21 protein-coding genes are annotated in these 18,208 nt (G+C 61.8%); 11 read left to right on the top strand and 10 right to left on the bottom strand.

All coding sequences use genetic code 11. The annotated features are described in order from the left end of the window. The first annotated feature begins 40 nt into the window (after nt 1–40). Both MUM_RS0129055 and MUM_RS0129050 read left to right on the top strand, forming a co-directional pair. A complete protein-coding gene (locus MUM_RS0129055) occupies nt 41–490 on the top strand; it encodes a YcgN family cysteine cluster protein (protein ID WP_010176530.1) in 450 nt (149 codons plus the stop codon). A gap of 12 nt (nt 491–502) precedes the next feature. After that, nucleotides 503–1,741, top strand: a complete 1,239-nt coding sequence (locus tag MUM_RS0129050) for a hypothetical protein (RefSeq protein WP_010176529.1) — start codon at nt 503–505, stop codon at nt 1,739–1,741. Nucleotides 1,742–1,828: 87 nt separating this feature from the next. Here the strand turns inward: MUM_RS0129050 and MUM_RS0129045 are convergent, their stop codons facing one another. The 3 genes from MUM_RS0129045 to MUM_RS0129035 form a co-directional block, all read right to left on the bottom strand. After that, nucleotides 1,829–2,179: a YgaP family membrane protein gene (locus tag MUM_RS0129045; protein ID WP_010176528.1), complete on the bottom strand. Its 351-nt coding sequence runs from the start codon at nt 2,177–2,179 to the stop codon at nt 1,829–1,831. A 69-nt stretch (nt 2,180–2,248) separates the two neighbouring features. Continuing rightward, a complete protein-coding gene (locus MUM_RS0129040; RefSeq protein ID WP_003210674.1) occupies nt 2,249–2,716 on the bottom strand; it encodes an RNA methyltransferase in 468 nt (155 codons plus the stop codon). Nucleotides 2,717–2,950: 234 nt separating this feature from the next. Further along, nucleotides 2,951–3,325, bottom strand: coding sequence for a YajD family HNH nuclease (locus MUM_RS0129035; protein WP_003210675.1), 375 nt, complete (start codon nt 3,323–3,325; stop codon nt 2,951–2,953). 148 nt (nt 3,326–3,473) lie between these two features. On the opposite strand from MUM_RS0129035, the gene MUM_RS0129030 reads away from it, so the two are divergent. Next, complete coding sequence (locus tag MUM_RS0129030) at nt 3,474–4,388, top strand: ParB/Srx family N-terminal domain-containing protein (RefSeq protein ID WP_010176527.1); 915 nt, start codon at nt 3,474–3,476, stop codon at nt 4,386–4,388. A gap of 47 nt (nt 4,389–4,435) precedes the next feature. Here the strand turns inward: MUM_RS0129030 and MUM_RS0129025 are convergent, their stop codons facing one another. Beyond that, nucleotides 4,436–5,122 carry a spermidine synthase gene (locus MUM_RS0129025; protein ID WP_003210678.1) on the bottom strand — a complete coding sequence of 229 codons (687 nt, stop codon included), beginning with the start codon at nt 5,120–5,122 and terminating at the stop codon, nt 4,436–4,438. Between the two features lie 78 nt (nt 5,123–5,200). On the opposite strand from MUM_RS0129025, the gene MUM_RS0129020 reads away from it, so the two are divergent. Continuing rightward, on the top strand, nt 5,201–5,488 hold the full coding sequence (locus MUM_RS0129020) for a hypothetical protein (RefSeq protein ID WP_029616147.1): 288 nt from the start codon (nt 5,201–5,203) through the stop codon (nt 5,486–5,488). Here the strand turns inward: MUM_RS0129020 and MUM_RS0129015 are convergent. Both MUM_RS0129015 and MUM_RS0129010 read right to left on the bottom strand, forming a co-directional pair. Beyond that, nucleotides 5,485–5,958, bottom strand: a complete 474-nt coding sequence (locus MUM_RS0129015) for a cyclic nucleotide-binding domain-containing protein (protein ID WP_010176525.1) — start codon at nt 5,956–5,958, stop codon at nt 5,485–5,487. The genes MUM_RS0129020 and MUM_RS0129015 overlap by 4 nt on opposite strands. An 84-nt stretch (nt 5,959–6,042) precedes the next feature. Continuing rightward, entirely contained in the window at nt 6,043–8,097 is a 2,055-nt protein-coding gene (locus tag MUM_RS0129010) for a S9 family peptidase (RefSeq protein WP_010176524.1), read from the bottom strand. 90 nt (nt 8,098–8,187) lie between these two features. Between MUM_RS0129010 and MUM_RS0129005 the strand changes: the two genes are divergently transcribed. Genes MUM_RS0129005 through MUM_RS0128995 form a run of 3 tightly spaced genes read left to right on the top strand, consistent with a single transcriptional unit; the run spans nt 8,188 to nt 10,025 of the window. After that, nucleotides 8,188–8,664, top strand: a complete 477-nt coding sequence (locus MUM_RS0129005) for an MFS transporter (protein ID WP_237150957.1) — start codon at nt 8,188–8,190, stop codon at nt 8,662–8,664. Between the two features lie 30 nt (nt 8,665–8,694). After that, entirely contained in the window at nt 8,695–9,471 is a 777-nt protein-coding gene (locus tag MUM_RS0129000) for a class II glutamine amidotransferase (RefSeq protein WP_010176522.1), read from the top strand. Between the two features lie 11 nt (nt 9,472–9,482). Then, the gene (locus MUM_RS0128995; RefSeq protein WP_003210684.1) at nt 9,483–10,025 is read left to right on the top strand and encodes a DUF2937 family protein; all 543 of its coding nucleotides are present in this window, start codon (nt 9,483–9,485) and stop codon (nt 10,023–10,025) included. Between the two features lie 6 nt (nt 10,026–10,031). On the opposite strand, the gene MUM_RS0128990 is transcribed toward MUM_RS0128995, so the two are convergent. Continuing rightward, a complete protein-coding gene (locus MUM_RS0128990; RefSeq protein WP_010176521.1) occupies nt 10,032–10,961 on the bottom strand; it encodes a LysR family transcriptional regulator in 930 nt (309 codons plus the stop codon). Nucleotides 10,962–11,102: 141 nt separating this feature from the next. Here MUM_RS0128990 and MUM_RS0128985 point away from each other — a divergent pair, with 141 nt between their 5' ends. The 4 genes from MUM_RS0128985 to MUM_RS0128970 all read left to right on the top strand — a co-directional run bounded on the left by MUM_RS0128985 (nt 11,103) and on the right by MUM_RS0128970 (nt 14,824). Then, nucleotides 11,103–12,389: an MFS transporter gene (locus MUM_RS0128985; protein ID WP_010176520.1), complete on the top strand. Its 1,287-nt coding sequence runs from the start codon at nt 11,103–11,105 to the stop codon at nt 12,387–12,389. A 70-nt stretch (nt 12,390–12,459) separates the two neighbouring features. Further along, on the top strand, nt 12,460–13,203 hold the full coding sequence (locus MUM_RS0128980; protein WP_010176519.1) for a 5-oxoprolinase subunit PxpA: 744 nt from the start codon (nt 12,460–12,462) through the stop codon (nt 13,201–13,203). After that, on the top strand, nt 13,200–13,904 hold the full coding sequence (gene pxpB, locus MUM_RS0128975) for a 5-oxoprolinase subunit PxpB (RefSeq protein WP_010176518.1): 705 nt from the start codon (nt 13,200–13,202) through the stop codon (nt 13,902–13,904). The genes MUM_RS0128980 and pxpB overlap by 4 nt, the downstream gene beginning before the upstream one ends. Further along, nucleotides 13,901–14,824, top strand: a complete 924-nt coding sequence (locus MUM_RS0128970; RefSeq protein ID WP_010176517.1) for a biotin-dependent carboxyltransferase family protein — start codon at nt 13,901–13,903, stop codon at nt 14,822–14,824. The genes pxpB and MUM_RS0128970 overlap by 4 nt, the downstream gene beginning before the upstream one ends. 89 nt (nt 14,825–14,913) lie before the next feature. On the opposite strand, the gene MUM_RS0128965 is transcribed toward MUM_RS0128970, so the two are convergent. The 3 genes from MUM_RS0128965 to MUM_RS0128955 form a co-directional block, all read right to left on the bottom strand. Then, nucleotides 14,914–16,092: a vWA domain-containing protein gene (locus tag MUM_RS0128965; protein ID WP_010176516.1), complete on the bottom strand. Its 1,179-nt coding sequence runs from the start codon at nt 16,090–16,092 to the stop codon at nt 14,914–14,916. Nucleotides 16,093–16,103: 11 nt separating this feature from the next. After that, nucleotides 16,104–16,949, bottom strand: coding sequence for an AAA family ATPase (locus MUM_RS0128960; protein ID WP_003210690.1), 846 nt, complete (start codon nt 16,947–16,949; stop codon nt 16,104–16,106). A 142-nt stretch (nt 16,950–17,091) separates the two neighbouring features. After that, nucleotides 17,092–18,168 carry a DUF748 domain-containing protein gene (locus tag MUM_RS0128955; protein ID WP_010176515.1) on the bottom strand — a complete coding sequence of 359 codons (1,077 nt, stop codon included), beginning with the start codon at nt 18,166–18,168 and terminating at the stop codon, nt 17,092–17,094. Between the last annotated feature and the right edge of the window lie 40 nt (nt 18,169–18,208).

Below are 18,208 nucleotides of genomic sequence, written 5' to 3'. Positions count from 1 at the left end.
GACTGGCGGCCTTTTAACATACCGATACCGATGTAGAGCCATGGCCGCCAAAGTCGAACCTTTCTGGATCCGCAAAACCCTCGAACAACTCGACCAGGATGAGTGGGAGTCGTTGTGCGACGGCTGCGGCCTGTGCTGCCTGCAAAAGCTCGAGGATGAAGACGACAACAGCGTCTATTACACGCGCATTGCCTGCAAACTGCTGGACCTGAAAACCTGCCAGTGCACCGATTACCCCAACCGTCGCGACTCGGTGCCCGATTGCATCCAGCTCACCCCGGGCCAGGCCGACCAGTTCAAATGGCTGCCGCCCACCTGCGGTTACCGGCTGGTCAGCGAGCGCAAGGACTTGCCGCTCTGGCACCATCTGGTCTGCGGTGACCGCGACGCCGTGCACCAGGAACGCATTTCCCAGTCCGGGCGCATGCTCAGCGAAGGCAGCGTGCCCGAGGATGACTGGGAGGATTACCTGATTTTTCGCGCCGGTTGAAAAGGAGTGTGTATGACGGTTGGAGCCAGGGTGGCAGCAAGCCTGCTGTTGTTGGCATTGAGCGCGTCGGCGTGGGCGGCGAAGAAAGTTGACCTGGACTATCACGTCAAGCTGCTGCCCCAAAGTGATCAGGCTGAAGTACGCCTGAGCCTGTCCCAGGGCTCGGCGGTGCGCAGCCTCAACTTCGACCTGGGCCGCGACGGCGACTACAGCGACTTCAAGGCCGATGGCCAATGGCAAGTGCTGCCGGGCAATACGCCGGGTGACAGCCGAGGCCTATGGCAGCCCAGCGCCGACAAGGCCAGCCTGACCTACCGTGTCCGCCTGACCCATGCGCGCAAGAAGGGGATTTACGAAGCACGCATGACGCCGAGCTGGGCGCTGTTTCGGGGTGAAGACCTGGTGCCCACTGCACGCCTGGATCAACAGGACGGCATTGAACTGGTGTCGCGCCTGGTGTTTGAACTGCCCGCCGGCTGGAAAAGCGTCGAGACGTCATGGCCGCGCATCGGTAAGAACAAATTTCGTATCGACAACGTTTCCCGCCTGTTTGACCGGCCCACCGGCTGGATGCTCGCCGGCAACCTGGGCAGCCGCAGGATGCGCTTGGGCGAAACCGAAATCACGGTGGCTTCGCCCAAAGGGCAGGGCATGCACCGCATGGATGTGCTGACCATGCTGACGTTTGTCTGGCCTCAGGTGCAAGCAGCGTTCCCGAGGCATCCGGCAAAACTGCTGGTGGTGGGCGCCAGCGATCCCATGCGGCGCGGTGCATTCGCGGCGCGGGATTCCATCTACCTCAACAGCCGCACACCGCTGGTCAGCGAAAATGGCAGCAGCCCGTTGATCCGTGAAGTGGTGCAGGCCATCGGCCGGTTCAATGACCATGAGGGCAGCGACTGGATCAGCGAAGGCTTGGCGCAGTATTACGCCATTGAACTGATGCGCCGCGCTGGCGGTATCAGTGACGACCGTTACGCCGCTATACAGGCCCGGCTGACCAAGGACGGCAAGGACGTGACGAGCCTGCGGGTCGAGCACGCCAACAGCGCGACGGTGGCGCGGGCGGTGGTGTTATTGCAGGAGCTGGACCGCGAGATTCGTGTGAAAACCCACAACAAGCGTTCGCTGGACGATCTGACTCAGGCGTTGATGCGCCTGAACAGCATCAGCACAAAGGAATTCGTGCAGTTGGGGGAAAGCATTCTCGGCGAGTCGTCGGTGGTGCTCGACAGCAAGCTGCTGCACTGATGCCTGTAGGAACCCTGCTTGCCGGCGATTAGGCCCTTGAGGACGCCATCGCCGGCAAGCCGGGCTCCTGCAGGATCGGGATCGGCTTCAGCCAGTGGTTTTACTGGCTTTCTCAGCCGCCACTTCAGCCTTGGTCTTGAGGTTTTTCAATTCCTCACCGGCGCGTTCAATCTTGGTGCGCACGGTGTTCATTTCCTGGCGACTGCGCTCCAGCAACTCTTTCGCCGAGCTGTGCCCGCTGATGCCGCGCGCCAATGCAACGCCACCAATCGCCACCTGAATCAAGCCGAAAAAGCCGCCACGGCGCAGGCCTTTGCCCATCATCACCACGCCACCCGCCAGGGAGCCGATGCGTTCCCAGCCCTGGACGTTTTGTGTCGGTTGGCGCTCCAACGGTGTAGACCGGATAACGGGTCGCAGGGTTTTGCTGTCGCTCATGATCTGTCTCCAACAAGGGCTTATTGATATGCAACTGACTGCACACAGGCCGCGGACGTTCCCAAAAAATCAGTACTTGGGACCCGAACGGGTGTTGTTGCCCTTGGCCAGACGGTCGTAAAGCACCACGTTGACGGTGGCGGCGAGGTTCATGCAGCCGGTGGTCGGGATGTAGATCACGTCTTCACACCAGTCGCGAATCTCTTTGTCCAGGGAGCCGTCTTCCGGCCCGAAGATATACAGCGCGCGGTCCGGGTGGGTGTACTCGGGGAGAGGGCGGGCGCCCTCCACCAGCTCGACGGCGACCGGGATGCAGCCCAGGGGCAGGATCTTTTTCAGGTCGTCGATGCCGATCAGTGGAATGTCGTGGTGGACCTTCTTGGTGTCGGTAATAAAGTCCCGGGCCCGTTCGTAACGCTTGCCGGTGTAGAACACCGAGGCCACGCCGTAGCAGCCGGCGGCGCGCATCACCGAACCGACGTTTTCGGGGGATTTGGGGTTATACAGACCGATGCAGCTGTAGCGTTTATTGCCCACGGGAGAGGGTGCCTTCGAGAAAAACGGCGATTATACGGGGATTGCTCGAAAGGCGGTCGGTTTGAACGGCATGGGGTGCAACACTGTGGCGAGGGAGCTTGCTCCCGCTGGAGTGCGAAGCGCTCCCAAAAAACGTGGGGCCGCTACGCAGCCCAGCGGGAGCAAGCTCCCTCGCCACAGCAAGCCTCCTCCCACACCAGCCTCCTCCCACAGCAAGTCGTTCATCACATCGCTTCAGTCGTCTTTCTTCATCAACCCGGCCAGTGCCGCAAACGGGTTGTGCGTCGCCTTGGCAATCGTCGGGCTGCTGGTGGAGCCTTCGCCGAAATACTGCTGGTCGGTATACCGCGAGTGTTCGTTGTCGTGGCAATACAGGCACAGCAACTCCCAGTTGGAGCCGTCCTGGGGGTTGTCGTCATGATTATGGTTGCGGTGGTGCACGGTCAGTTCGCTCAGGCGCTTGCCGGCGAATTCACGGGCGCAGCGGCCGCACACATGGGGGTACATCTTCAGGGCTTTGTCGCGATAGCCCATTTCCCGGTCGCGCTGGGCATCGGCGAGGATACGGTCCAGCTTGGCGGTGTGGGAGGGCGGGTTGGTCGAGCTCATCATGGCTCCTGTCTTTTAGTGGATCACGGATAGCGTTGATTCTAGCTGCTTGCGGGGTAATAAACCTCCGGCTTTTTCCGTCGCAGTACACGCAGGTGCCAGGGAATGTTTGTAGTATCGGCGAACTGAATTCAAAGGAGCGGTACTCATGCGGATGCATTCATGGTGGTGGGCGTTGCTGTTATGCGCCGTCAGCGTTCACGTCCAGGCGCTTTCCACGCCCCAGCCCGGCCAGGTGATCGAGGTGGCGCTGGAGCAACTCCACCCGACCCAGGCGGTCATCGGCTTTGACCAGATCCACTACAAGCTGGGGGTGTTTGCCGAGTCCCCCAAGAAGGTGTTCGACGAATACTGTGAGACCAACGGCCGGGGCGGAGCAGACACAGTGCCCAAAGGCGCCGATTTGCATAAGCCCGACAGTTTCACCTGCAAGGACCCGGTGGGCACTCACCCGGCAGACATGAAAACCGTGGTGGTCGGCCCCGCAGGCCAGCTGTACCTCACTGATGGCCATCACAGCTTCAGTACCTTATGGGAACAGCCCGGTGCGGGGGCCACGCTGAAAATGTGGGTGCGGGTCACCGATAACTTCAGCGACAGCCCGGACCTGGCGACGTTCTGGAAACGGATGGAGCAGGGGCGCAAGGTCTGGCTCAAGGACGGCCAGGGCAAGATCATCAGTCCTGAGCAGATACCGGCACACTTGGGTTTCAAGGACCTCGGCGACGATAGGTTCCGCAGCCTGGTGTACTTCTCCCGCAAGGCTTCCTACGGCAAGCCGAACTCCGGCGCGGTGGTGCCGGAGTTCCTGGAATTCTATTGGGGCGGCTGGCTGCGCACGCAGATTGACCTCGGCGCGTTCAACCTGAACAAGCAAGGCGGGTATGAGGACGCTATCGAGGCGCTGGCAAAGCGCATGGTCAGCCTGGCGCCCGATGCGCCGGTGGGGGACAGCGGCTTCAGCGCTCAACAGTTGGGTGGCTTCACGTCGCTTAACCGCAAGGAACTGAACGAGACGTTCAAGAAGAAAGTGCCCTACGTTATCGACAGCAGAAGTAAGTGACGAACCGTTAAGGGCGGCATTGTGCCGCCTCTGTTCAGTCGGCTGCTTCAGCCCTTGAGCTTCTCGGCGATCCAGATGGTATGCCGGGTGCCTTTGTTGCCATGGGCAAACACCTGCACTTCTTCGGCCTTGAAGCCGGCCTTGCGCAGTTTGTCGCTGAACTGCTTGTCGGCGCTGGCCGACCACACCGCCAGCACGCCCTTGGGCCGCAGGGCCTTGGCGCAGGCGCTGAGGCCACCGGCGGAATACAGCCAACTGTTGGCTTTTTGCGTCAGGCCTTCGGGGCCGTTGTCGACGTCCAGCATGATCGCGTCAAAGCCCTGGGGCTCGGCCTGCAGCACCTTGGCCACGTCTTCCAGGCGGATCACGGTGCGCGGGTCCAGCAGCGGGCGGCCGGACTTTTCACCCAGCGGGCCGCGATTCCACTCCACCACGCCGGGCACCAGCTCGGCGACCACCACTTCGGCGGTCTTGCCCAAGTGCTTGAGCGCCGCCGCCAGGGTAAAGCCCATGCCCAGGCCGCCAATCAACACCCGGGAACCGGGCCGGCCGGCGACCTTGCGGCAGGGGATTTCCGCCAGTGCATCCTCGGAGCCGTGCATGCGCGTGTTCATCAACTGGCCACCGTCACCGCCCTGAATCTTGATGACAAAATCCTCACCGTATTCGAACAGGCACAAGGCACCGCCGTTGTCGGGGATCGGAGTGGTGTCCAGCAGAACGAAACGTTTCATGGAAATCTCATTGGGAAGGGCATTCTTGCGCGGTTGGGAGTAGCCTTACGACTTTACGGTCAGGCCATGGAGCCATCGATGAAGTGCAGCATTCTAACGGTCATTGTATGGGGCGCGCTCACCCTTAGCGGTGCGGCCGGGGCCCAGGAGTCGCAAACCGTGCCGATCACCCCCGCGCCCACTGCGGGTTCGCCGGGTACTGCAACGCCCACACCTTATCCGCAAGTCACGCCGCCGGCGACGCCAAAGGCTTCCGGCGGTGGAGAACCGATGCTGGCGCCGATCGTGTTGCCGACGCCGCCGAAGGACCAGACGATCCCCGGCTTGCAGCAAAACGACATCAAGCCCAAGACCCCGGGCGGTTAAAATTGCTGGGACAGCAATTGCCCGTCCGCCATGCGCAGGCGTTTGGACAGGGCGATCGCAATCGCACGAATGATCTTGGCCGCGATTTTCGGTGCATCGTTGAGCATTTTTTCCAGGGAATCCTTGCCCAGGTTCAACAGCACGCAATCGCTGGCCGCCACACAGCTGGCGGAACGGCGCTCGCCATCCAGCACCGCCATCTCGCCAAAGGCCCGCCCGCTGCGCAAGGTGGCGATGGTCAGCCGCTGGCCTTCATGGTTGGTTTTCTGCACGGCCACCTGGCCTGAGTGGATGATGCACATGAAGGTGCCGGCGTCGCCCTCGAGGAAAATCACCTCGTCACGGGCAATGCTGCTGATGTTGAAATAGCCCGCCGCCACATGGAAATCTTCCGGTAGCAGCGGGTCGAAGAGCCCGCAATCCATCAGCATGTCGCGGATTTCGTTATTGAGTAAGGTCGGTTCTGGCATGAGGCTTACAGTCTTTGTCCATAAATCGTGCAGGGCGCGCGCCCGGCGGTCAGGTGTTCAGACCCGCCCGCCGAGCGGAGTTCCTTAAATCAGCCCCAGGGCCTTGAAAACAAATCCATATTCGAGTGCTACGTCACGTAATCCCTGGTAACGACCACTCATGCCGCCATGGCCGGCGCCCAGCTCGGTCTTGAGCAGCAGCAGGTTGTCGTCGGTCTTGGTGTCCCGCAGCCTGGCCACCCACTTGGCGGCTTCCCAATATTGCACGCGGCTGTCGTTGTAGCCGGCGATCACCAGTGTGGCGGGGTAGGCCTGGGCGCTGACGTTTTCGTACGGCGCGTAGGCCTTGATTCGCGCATACACCTCGGGCTCCTCAGGGTTGCCCCATTCGTCGTACTCGGTGATGGTCAGCGGCAGTTCCGGGTCGAGCATGGTGTTGAGCACGTCGACGAACGGCACTTCGGCAATCGCCGCCTGGAACAGCTCCGGGCGCTGATTGAGCACCGCGCCGATCAACAGGCCGCCGGCGCTGCCGCCGCTGATGGCCAGTTGCTTGGAGGTGGTCAGGCCCTGGGCGATCAGGTGTTCGGCACAGGCGATAAAGTCGCTGAAGGTGTTTTGCTTGTGCTCCTGCTTGCCGGCGCGGTACCAGGCTTCGCCCAGCTCGCCGCCGCCACGTACATGCGCGATGGCGAAGGCCACGCCGCGGTCCAGCAGGCTCAGACGCGCGTGGGAGAACCACGGGTCGAGGCTGTGGCCGTAGGCGCCGTAGCCGTACAGGTACAACGGCGTCGGCTTGCCCAACTGGTCGCGGCGCACTACAAGGCTGATGGGCACCTGGGTGCCATCGGCCGAGGTCGCCCACAGCCGCTGGCTGATGTAGTCGTCGGCGTTGAACACGCCCAGCACCGGGGTTTCCTTGAGCACCTGTTGTGCGCCGCTGGCCAGTTCCAGCTGACGGACCTGCGCCGGGCGGTTCAGCGCTTCATAGCGCAGGCGGATCTTGTCGCTGACAAATTCCAGGCTGTTTTGCACGTAGAGGCTGTAGGCCGCGTCCGGTAATTCCACCCGATAGGCGATTTGGCCTTGTGGGTGAACTTCGATGATCGGCAGGCCGCCGATGCGCAGGCTCAGGGTCATCGCCCGGGCATTAAGGCTCACGCCATCGAGCATCACCGCGTCGTCGTGGGGGATCAGGTTCTGCCAGTCGTCCTGGGTCGGCACGCTTCCAGTATCGGCGGCCTGGAACAGGGCGAAGTTGATGCCGTCGCGGTTGCTGCGGATAAACCAGGTCCACTGGTCGTCCAGCTTGCCGTGGTCGACGTCGTATTCATGGCCTTCGACCCGTGGCGCCATGCAGGTAAACGCCTGCTGCGGCTGATCGGCATCCAGGGCCCAGATTTCGCTGGTGGTCTTGCTGCCCAGGGCCAGCAGCAACTGGCGCTCGGAGCTTGAGCGATAGCAGTGCAGGAAGAAACGGCCGTCAGGCTCGTGGAACACTTCCTCGGCGGCAGTGCCGTCCAGGCGATAGCGGTACAGCTTGTGGGGACGGTGGGTATCGTCCAGTTCGCTGAAGAACAGGGTCAGGCTGTCGTTGGCCCAGGTCATGCTGCCGTCGCAGTCTTCAAACTCGAGTTCGCTGACCTTGCCGGTGGACAATTCCTTCACGTAGAGGGTGTAGATCTCTTCGCCGCTGGTGTCCAGGCTGTAGGCCAGGCGCTGGTGGTCCGGGCTGATGCTGAACGCGCCGAGGGAGAAAAAGCCGCCGTTGGCCAATGCGTTCGGGTCCAGCAGCAACTCTTCTGCGCTTTCGTCGACCTGTTGGCTGTCATCTGCCGGGCGCGGGCACCGGTAGTGGCGGGCGTATTCGTCGCCGGCGGTGGTGCGGGTGTAATACAGGTACGGGCCCCAGGGCGAGGGCAGGGACAGGTCGGTTTCGAGGATGCGGCCCTTGATCTCTTCGAACAGGGTTTCGCGCAGGGCCTGCTGGTCGGACAATTCTGCTTCTTGCCAGGCATTTTCCGCCTTGAGGTAATCGAGCACCTCGGCGCTGTCGCGCTCTTGCAGCCAGGCGTACGGGTCGGTGCCTGGGGCCTTGCGGGCGATCGGGGCGGCAGTGATGTGGGTCGCTGGGGGCATGGATCACTCTCTGTCTGGCGGTTGGCCGACGGCATTGCAGCCTCGGCACTGAAAAGCCGTTATCATAGCGGCCTGTTTGCCTACCTTGCCATGGACACCATGACCGAGAACGACTATCTGATCGCTTGGGGCCTCTACGCCTTCGCAGCCCTGGGTTGCCTGTTGGTGTGGTTTGCCATGACCCGCTGGATGTGGCGCTGGCTGCGCGAGCCGCTGCGGTTGCTGGTGGCGGTGCTGCTGTTCAGCCCGACCATTGTCGACCCGGTGAAGACCCAGTTCGCCCCGGCCGTGGCCATTACCGCCCTGGACCTGGTGCTGAAGGTCGGCAACAACGCCTGGCGGGCGATCTCCGATCTGTTCATGTATTCCATGATCGCGTTCGGCGTGTACCTGGTTTTTGTGCTGATTCGCTGGCCCATCGAGCGTGCCGCCAGGACCCGTCGTGAGCAGAAGGCCGCCGCTGCGGCAGCCGCTGCCGCCGAGCCGGATGACGACGAGCCGTTCGCCGATGAGCGTTACGGTCGTCCTGCCCCTGTCAGCGGTATGCGGGTCGAACCGCGTCTTTAACGTTGTACGCCCTGTATCGAGAAGCCTGGCATGTGTGAATTATTGGGCATGAGTGCCAACGTACCGACCGATATCGTCTTCAGCTTTACCGGGCTGATGCAGCGCGGCGGACGTACCGGCCCCCACCGCGACGGTTGGGGCATCGCCTTCTACGAGGGCCGCGGCCTGCGGTTGTTCCAGGACCCGGCGGCCAGCAGCGAATCGGAAGTCGCGCTGCTGGTGCAGCGTTATCCCATCAAGAGTGAAGTGGTGATTGGCCATATCCGCCAGGCCAATGTCGGCAAGGTGTGCCTGTCCAATACCCATCCGTTCGTGCGTGAACTGTGGGGCCGCAACTGGTGTTTCGCCCATAACGGCCAACTGGCGGACTTCAATCCTCGCGCCACGTTCTACCGCCCGGTGGGCGATACCGACAGCGAAGCGGCGTTCTGCGATTTGCTCAACCGCGTCCGTGAAGCGTTCCCGGAGCCGGTGGACATCGAACAGGTGCTGCCCGACCTGATTGCCGCCTGCAGCGAATACCGCAGCAAGGGCGTGTTCAACTGCCTGCTGAGCGACGGTGACTGGCTGTTCTGCTATTGCTCGACCAAACTGGCGCAGATCACCCGGCGTGCGCCGTTTGGCCCTGCGCGCTTGAAAGATGTCGACGTGATCGTCGATTTTCAGGCCGAAACCACGCCAAATGATGTGGTAACGGTGATCGCAACCGAGCCCCTGACCGAAAACGAGACCTGGACCCGCTACGAACCGGGCCAGTGGAGCCTGTGGCGACGCGGTGAATGCGTCTCCCAAGGTACAACCGAGTAAGGACGCCGAATATGTTGCTCAGCTATTTGCGACTGGTGCTGTTTGCCGTGGGCCTGCTGGTGGGTGTGCAGGTGCCGGGGTTTATCAGCGACTACGCCAAGCGCGTCGAAGCCCATTTGATCGAGGCCCAGACCGGCCTGCGCGGCTTCGATGCCACGGCGCAGCAGTTCTTCAACGGCGACTTGCAGGCGCTGGTGGCTCATTACCGTGCCAGTGACGACCCGGTGTTTCGCAGCGATGCCAACAGCCTGGGGACCCTGCTCGACCGTCAGGTAGCGCTGGATAAGCAATTCCAGGCGATGCAAGGCCCGTGGTACATCCGCGCGCTGCAAGTGGCCGTGGCCGCCGACCCGGCGATTCGCCAGGAAACCTGGAATGGCTACAGCTACATGCTGTTGCTGACCCCGGAAGCCATGGGCTGGGGCCTGGGCGGCGCGATGCTGTTGTCGTTTGGCATCGAATGCCTGTTCCGCCTGATCGACTGGGTGGTGTTGGGCGGCAAGCGCCTGCGCCAGAGCCGGCCGATTGAAGAGCGGGACCTGAAAGGGTTGTAGGACCGGTTACGGTCCGGCCGAGGGTTTGCTCAGCACCATCAAACCCTCGCCGACCTTCTGCGCATACCGCCCCACCACGATCTGGCACAGCGCCACGATTTCCTCCACCAACTCCACCCCGACCCGCCACGACACCACCACCTGCAGGTTGGGCGGGCGTTGTGCCATGGCCAGCAGGGTCATCTCGCCCCGCGCCAACTCTTCCCTGACCAGCACCGGCGGCAACGCGCCAATCCCGAACCCGTCGCGCAGCAAACGGGTAATCGCCGACACCGAATTCACGCAGTTCATCCTGGGCGCAGCCACGCCGTTGGCTTGCATCAGGCTGAGCACGTCCTGGTGCGGGCAGGAGTTTTTCGAGTAGGTGATGATGCGTTCCTGGGCCAGTTCGGCGAGGGAGGCGTAGTTGCGGTTGTGGATCGAGTCGCTGGCGACGATCCAGCCCATGGGGTGGCTGGCCAGTTCCAGGCTGCGCAGGGTTTCCTGGCGCAGCAGGTCGGTTTGCAGGATCAAGTCGAGAAAACCTTTTTGCAGTTGATCGATGAGGTTGAACGAGGTGTCGGCCACCAGTTCGATCTCCACCCGCGGAAAGCGCTCCATCAACTCGGTCACCAGCGGGCTGAGCCAGGTGTGGATCACCGTGTCCATCACCCCGATGCGGATCCGCCCAACCTGGCTGCTGGTGGTTTCCAGCGACTGCTTGAGCCCTTGCATGGTGGCCATCATCTGCTCGGCGTAATCCAGCACCTTCACCCCTTCCGGGGTCAGGCTCACGCCGCGGGAATCGCGCAGGAACAGCTTCACCCCCAGCTCACTTTCCAGCACCGCGATGCGGCTGGAAATCGACGCCTGGGTGGTGAAGAGCTTTTCGGCGGTGAGGCGAAAGCTCTTGAGCTTGGCCACCCAGACGAAGGTTTCAAGGAACTTCAAATTCATGGGATCAACTTTTTCTTATGCATTGGGGCGGTTTTTATTAGTTGGACGCAGCAGGGGTCGCACGCCAAAAATCGGCTCGTCTCACGATAAGCGTCGTAGGGGCCCAGAACAATACCAATAATATTCACGTGGAGATCCGCCATGAGTGCGCCCGATACCCTGGAGGTGGCCAAGCCCGAACGCCGCGCCGGACCGTTTGACTGGTACCGCAATATCAACCAGCAGGAGCGCCGTACGTTCTGGAGCTGCAAGATCGGTTACGGCCTGGACGGCATGGACACCCAGATGCTCAGCTTTGTGGTCCCGACACTGATTGCGATGTGGGGCATTACCACCGGCCAGGCAGGCTTGATCCACACCAGCACCCTGATCGCCTCGGCACTGGGCGGCTGGATCGCTGGCATCCTGTCGGACCGCATTGGCCGGGTGCTCACCCTGCAACTGACGGTGCTGTGGTTTGCGGTGTTCACCTTCCTGTGTGGCCTGGCGCAAAGCTACGAGCAGTTGCTGGTGGCGCGTACCTTGATGGGCTTTGGTTTTGGCGGCGAATGGACCGCCGGCGCCGTGCTGATGGGCGAGGTGATTCGCGCCAAGGACCGCGGCAAGGCGGTGGGCATGGTGCAGTCCGGCTGGGCACTGGGCTGGGGCATCACGGCGATTCTTTACGCACTGTTGTACTCCTGGTTGCCCCCGGAAGACGCCTGGCGCGCGCTGTTCATGTTGGGCCTGCTGCCGGCGATCTTCGTGATTTTTGTGCGGCGCCTGGTCAAGGACCCGGAGATTTATCGCCAGGCCAAAGCGAAGGAAGCACCGAGCAACCCGGCGAAGTTCTACGAGATTTTCGCCCCCGGCATGCTCAGCACCACGCTTCGCGCTTCGCTGCTGACCACCGGCGCGCTGGGTGGGTATTACGCCATCACGTCGTGGCTGCCGACCTTTCTGAAAAACGAACGGGGCTTAAGTGTCCTCGGTACCGGCGGATATCTGGCCATGGTGATCGTGGGTTCCTACGTGGGCTATGTGATCAGTGCCTACATGACGGACCTGCTCGGGCGCAAAAAGAACTTTATTTTGTTCGCCGTGGGCTCCTTCATCATCGTCGTGCTCTACACCCAATTGCAGGTCAGCAACCAGGTCATGCTGTGGCTGGGTTTCCCCCTGGGCTTCTTTGCCTCGGGGATTTTCAGCGGCATGGGCGCGTTTCTCACCGAGCTGTTTCCCACACGGATTCGTGGTTCTGGCCAGGGTTTTTGCTACAACATCGGCCGGGCACTCGCGGCGTTCTTCCCGCTGCTGATTGGCCTGTTGAGCCAGAAGGTGCCCCTGAGCATGGGCATTGGCGGGTTTGCGGCGGTGTCCTACGGCGTGGTGATCCTGGCGGCGCTGAGCCTGCCGGAAACCCGTGGCAAGCAGCTTGAAGCACAGTAACCTGAGCGTTGCGGGATCTTGAAGAAAGGTCCCACACTAGAAAAATATAAAGACTACAGGAGCCCTCACCGTGAGCCGCCTGCTATTGAACTGCGACATCGGCGAAAGCTTTGGCAACTGGACCTTGGGTCTGGACGCCGAGGTCATGCCGTTCATTGATTGCGCCAACGTTGCCTGCGGTTTCCACGCCGGCGACCCGAGCATCATGCGCAAGACCGTCAGCCTGGCCTTCCAGCATGGCGTGCAAGTGGGTGCGCACCCGGCGTACCAGGATTTGCAGGGTTTCGGCCGCCGCTCGATGGCCTACACCCCGCAGGAAATCCAGGACCTGTTGCACTACCAGATCGGCGCCCTCGACGGCATTTGCCGGGCCCAGGGCGGGCGTGTCAGCTACGTCAAACCCCATGGCGCGATGTACAACGACATGATGGCCAAGCCGGCCCAATTGCGCGCAGTGATCCAGGCCGTGGCGGCCTACGACGCCAGCCTGCCCCTGATGCTGATGGCCACCCGCGACAACAGTGCCGCCCAGGCCCTGGGTGACGAATATGGCGTGACCCTGTGGTTCGAAGCGTTCGCTGACCGGGCCTACGACAGCGCCGGCCATCTGGTCTCCCGCCAGTTGCCGGGCGCGGTGCACCACGATCCGGAAAAGATCATCCAGCAGGCCTTGATCATCGCTCGCGGTGAGCACCTGGTCGCCAGCGACGGCAGCCCGTTACATCTGCAGGCCAATACCTTGTGTGTGCATGGCGATAACGCCAGCTCGGTGGCCGCCGTGCAGCGCATCCGCGCGGCGCTGACCCCAGCATGAAGCCGCGGATTGAAGTAGTGGCCATCGACTGCCTGATGGTGCGCCTGTTTGATGTGATCGCCGAAGACAACATGCCCTGGATGCTCGCCGCCACACGGCGGCTGAGGGAAGGGTTTGGCCCGGCGCTGGTGGACCTGGTGCCGTCCTACACGACCCTGATGGTGCACTACGACCTGTTGGCGCTGGACCCGGGCCAGGCCAGGGTGTTGATCGATCAGGCGCTTGAAGAATTGCAGCCAGAGCCCAAGGGCAGCGGGCAATGCCATGTGTTGCCGGTTTGGTATGACCTGAGTGTTGGCCCCGAGCTGACATTGCTCGCGCAGCGCAGTGGCCTGGCGGTGGAGGAGGTGATTCGTCGCCACAGCCAGCACGAGTACCAGGTGTTCGCCTTGGGCTTCGCCCCGGGGTTTGCCTTTATGGGGCTGGTGGATGAACAGCTCGCCACGCCACGCCTCAACACCCCGCGCAAGCGAGTAGCGGCCGGCAGCGTGGGGATCGCCGAGCGGCAGACGGCGGCCTATCCGGTGGTATCGCCGGGCGGCTGGAACCTGATCGGCCGCACGCCGGCCAAGCTGTTTGACCGCGAGCGTGACGGCTACAGCCTGATGCAGCCGGGGGACACCGTGCGTTACGAAGCCGTCAGCCACAGCGAATTCATCCACCTGGGTGGCGATGACACGCCGTTGGAGGCGCAGGCATGAGCCGCTTGATGATCGAGGCCAGCACACCGCTGTGCCTATTGCAGGACGCTGGACGCTTTGGCGTAAGGCATTTGGGCGTGACCCAGGGCGGTGCGCTGGATTGGGTATCAATGTCGTGGGCCAATTGGTTGCTGGGCAATGCCCTGGACGCGCCGGTGGTGGAAATCACCCTGGGCGGCTTTACGGTGCAGGCCGAGGGCTATTGCCTGCTGGCGCTGGCCGGGGCGGACCTGGGCGCTTATGTTGATGAGCGCGCCATCAGCCCGGGACGCAGCTTTATTCTGCAAAAAGGCCAGCGTTTGCGTTTTACCCAGCCCTTCAGTGGTGCGCGGGCTTACCTCGCCGCGCCGGGCGGGTTCGATGCGCCGCAGGTGCTGGGCAGTTGCGCCACGGTGGGGCGTGAGGAGCTGGGCGGGCTGGATGGTTTTGGCCGGGCGCTGGCTGAAGGTGCGCAGCTGACGTATTCAGGCACGGGCGGTGCAATGCGGGAGTTGTCCGCCGGGCAGTTGCCGAAACTGGACGCGAAGGCGCCACTGGAGGTGATCCTCGGGGCACAGATTGGCCAGTTTGGCGGGCAGAGTCTGTTTGATGTGTTCAACAGCGAGTGGACCCTCGACAGCCGCGCCGATCGCATGGGCATGCGCTTGCTGGGCACGCCGTTGCAGTACCAGGGGCCGTCGCTGATCTCGGAAGGCATACCGCTGGGCGCGATCCAGGTGCCGCCGGACGGGCAGCCGATCGTGTTGCTCAACGATCGGCAGACCATTGGCGGCTACCCACGATTGGGCGCGTTGACGCCATTGGCGTTGGCGCGGCTGGCGCAGTGTTTGCCGGGGGAGAAGGTGCGATTGGCGCCGGTGGTGCAAGAGACGGCGCATCGGCAGCATGTGGAGTATTTGCGCCGCTTTATGGACCGCTAAAAGCATCGCAGGCAAGCCAGCTCCCACAATTTGGAATGCATTCCCTGTGGGAGCTGGCTTGCCTGCGATGGCGTCAGTGAGTGCTCCGCCTATTTGGAAAGAAAGCGCATCCCTTCCTCAAGCCCCCGCAACGTCAACGGAAACATCTGGTCCTCGATCAAGTCCCGGACAATCCCGGTGGACGCGGTATAGCCCCAGGTATCTTTTGGATACGGATTAATCCAGATCAGCTTCTTGTACTTCTCCATGAACCGCTGCATCCACACGTACCCGGGTTCTTCGTTCCAGTGCTCGACGCTGCCGCCGGCCTGGGTGATTTCATACGGCGCCATGGCCGCATCGCCGATAAAGATCACTTTGTAGTCGGCGCCGTACTTGTGCAGCAAGTCCTGGGTCGATGTGCGCTCGGAGGTGCGGCGCATGTTGTTCTTCCACACCGATTCATAAATGAAGTTGTGGAAGTAGAAGTACTCCAGGTGCTTGAACTCGGTCTTGCACGCGGAGAACAGCTCTTCGCAAGTCTTCACATGGGCATCCATCGACCCGCCAATGTCGAACAGCAACAGCAGCTTGATGGTGTTGCGCCGCTCCGGGCGCATCTGGATATTCAGCAACCCGGCATCGCGCGCCGTATGGTCGATGGTGCCGTCGATGTCGAGCTCTTCCGCCGCACCCTGGCGCGCGAACTTGCGCAGGCGGCGCAGGGCGATCTTGATGTTGCGCGTGCCCAGTTCCACCGAGTCATCGAGGTTCTTGTACTCGCGCTGGTCCCAGACCTTGACCGCCTTGCCCTGGCGCTTGCCGGCATCACCCACGCGAATGCCTTCGGGGTTGAAGCCGCCGGAGCCGAACGGGCTGGTGCCGCCGGTGCCGATCCACTTATTGCCGCCGGCGTGGCGTTCCTTCTGTTCTTCCAGGCGTTTCTTGAATTCTTCGATCAGCTTGTCCAGCCCGCCAAGCGACTGGATTTGCGCGCGTTCCTCGTCGGTCAGCGAGCGTTCGAACTCCTTGCGCAGCCAGTCTTCGGGGATCAGCGCCTGCAGGTGATCGTCGAGTTTTTCCAGGCCATTGAAGTAGGCGCCGAAGGCTCGGTCGAATTTGTCGAAATGCCGTTCGTCCTTCACCAGGATCGCTCGGGCCAAGTAGTAAAACTCGTCCATGTCGGCGAAGGTCACGCGCTGTTTCAGCGCGTTGATCAGGTCCAGCAGCTCGCGCACCGAGACGGGCACCTTGGCTGCGCGCATTTCATTGAACAGGTTGAGCAGCATGGCGATCGCCCTTATCGGTTACCGCGACGGCTCATGAACGCCAGGCGTTCCAGCAACTGCACGTCTTGCTCGTTTTTCACCAGGGCACCGGCCAGGGGTGGGATGGCCTTGGTGGGGTCGCGCTCGCGCAGCACCGCTTCGCCGATGTTGTCGGCCATCAGCAGTTTGAGCCAGTCCACCAGTTCGGAGGTGGACGGTTTTTTCTTCAGGCCCGGTACCTTGCGCACGTCGAAGAACACGTCCAGCGCTTCGCTGACCAGGTCTTTCTTGATGTCCGGGTAGTGCACGTCGACGATTTTTTGCAGGGTGGTGCGGTCCGGGAAGGCGATGTAGTGGAAGAAGCAGCGGCGCAGGAAAGCGTCCGGCAGCTCTTTTTCGTTGTTGGAGGTAATGATGATGATCGGGCGCTTCTTGGCCTTGATGGTCTCGTCGATTTCGTAGACGTAGAACTCCATCTTGTCGAGTTCTTGCAGCAGGTCGTTGGGGAATTCGATGTCGGCCTTGTCGATTTCGTCGATCAGCAGAATCACCCGCTCCTCGGACTCGAAAGCCTCCCAGAGCTTGCCCTTTTTCAGGTAGTTGCGAACGTCATGCACCTTGTCCACGCCCAGTTGCGAGTCCCGCAGGCGGCTCACCGCGTCGTACTCGTAGAGGCCTTGGTGGGCCTTGGTGGTGGACTTGATGTGCCAGGTGATCAGCTTGGCACCAAAGGATTCGGCCAGTTGTTCGGCGAGCATGGTCTTGCCGGTGCCCGGTTCGCCCTTGACCAGCAGCGGCCGCTCCAGCGTGATGGCGGCGTTGACGGCCAGTTTCAGGTCATCGGTGGCAACGTAGGCCTGGGTGCCTTCGAACTTCATCTATCAATCCTCGAACGTGACGCCGAACGGTCCGGGACCGAAGCGGGCGAGTAATCAGCTTTGCCCGACTATACCGCGCAGCCCCGGCGACTGTGAACGCAGACGGGCTATTCAGTCTCTGAATGGGCAGTCACGTTTGACATCAATTTGCCGAAGGCTTGGGCTGTTCATAGCGAGCGTTGAAGGCCTGGACAAAACCATTACGCAAAATCTGCAAAAACGCCTGGAACGCGCTGATATCTTGCTGGTGAACGTTGCCGCTCAGCTCTACGCGAGTGGCAAACTGGTTTTTGTTCTGGTTTTTCAGCACGGTCTCGCTGGCGCCAACCACCGCCTCCCAGATTGAACGGAAGATGCCCTTGTCCTTGTTCTCTACGTCCTGTTGCCAGTTGAACACTTCGACATTGCGCAACAGCGGCTTGATGTAGCCCGTCAGTTGGCCCTTTTCGGCCTGTGCCTCGACCACCAGGTCGCCGGTGCCCGCATTGAAGTCGAACTTGCCGTAGGCCGAGGCGAAGTCATTCATGCGCTTGAGCTCGATATCCCGGGCCCGGAAGCGGAATTCGAAGTTTTCGAAATTGCTCAAGGGGTCGAACGTGGCGGTGGCTTCCAGCGGTGCCTGGCCCAGGAACAGCGCCTTGCCGTCGAAGCGTGCGTCGCGCTGGCCTTTGACGTCCACTACGTTGGTCAGGTTGTAGAAGCTGGCATTGACCTGGGTAGCGTACAGATTGACCGGTGGTTTCGAGCTGAAGTTATGGAAGGCGATCTTTCCGTCGTCGATGCGCACCTCGTTGAGGGTGATCGGCAACAGTTTGCCCAGTTGTGCCCGCCAGTCGGTGCCCTGACCGGTCTGGGACGCCTGTTTGTTGGTGCCACCGTCGACAAAGTTCAGCTCCGGCCTGATGAACTGTGCCTCGGCCACGACTGCATGGTCGTACCACAGCGAGTGCCAACTGACCGACAGGTCGATCACCGGCACCTTGACGAACGGTACCGGCACCTTGCCGTCGACCTTGACGATCTGCAAACCATTGATTCGATAGGCGCCGCGCCACAACGCTAGGTCGACATCGGTGACCTGGCCGCGGTAGTCGCCCATGTCGGCGAGTTTGTCATTCAGGTAATTGCGCACCAGATAGGGCAGGGCGATATCCAGGACGACCAGCAGTACCACGATCCCGACGAGGGTCCAGAGCGGCCAACTGTAGCGACGTTTCATAGGAAATTTCTCCATCCGTGTAGGCGATTGACTGCTGGCG

Source organism: Pseudomonas sp. PAMC 25886 (assembly GCF_000242655.1).
Classification (GTDB): Bacteria; Pseudomonadota; Gammaproteobacteria; order Pseudomonadales; family Pseudomonadaceae; genus Aquipseudomonas.
The sequence above is the reverse complement of the archived record's forward strand: the minus strand, read 5'-3'. Positions and strand labels throughout refer to the sequence as shown.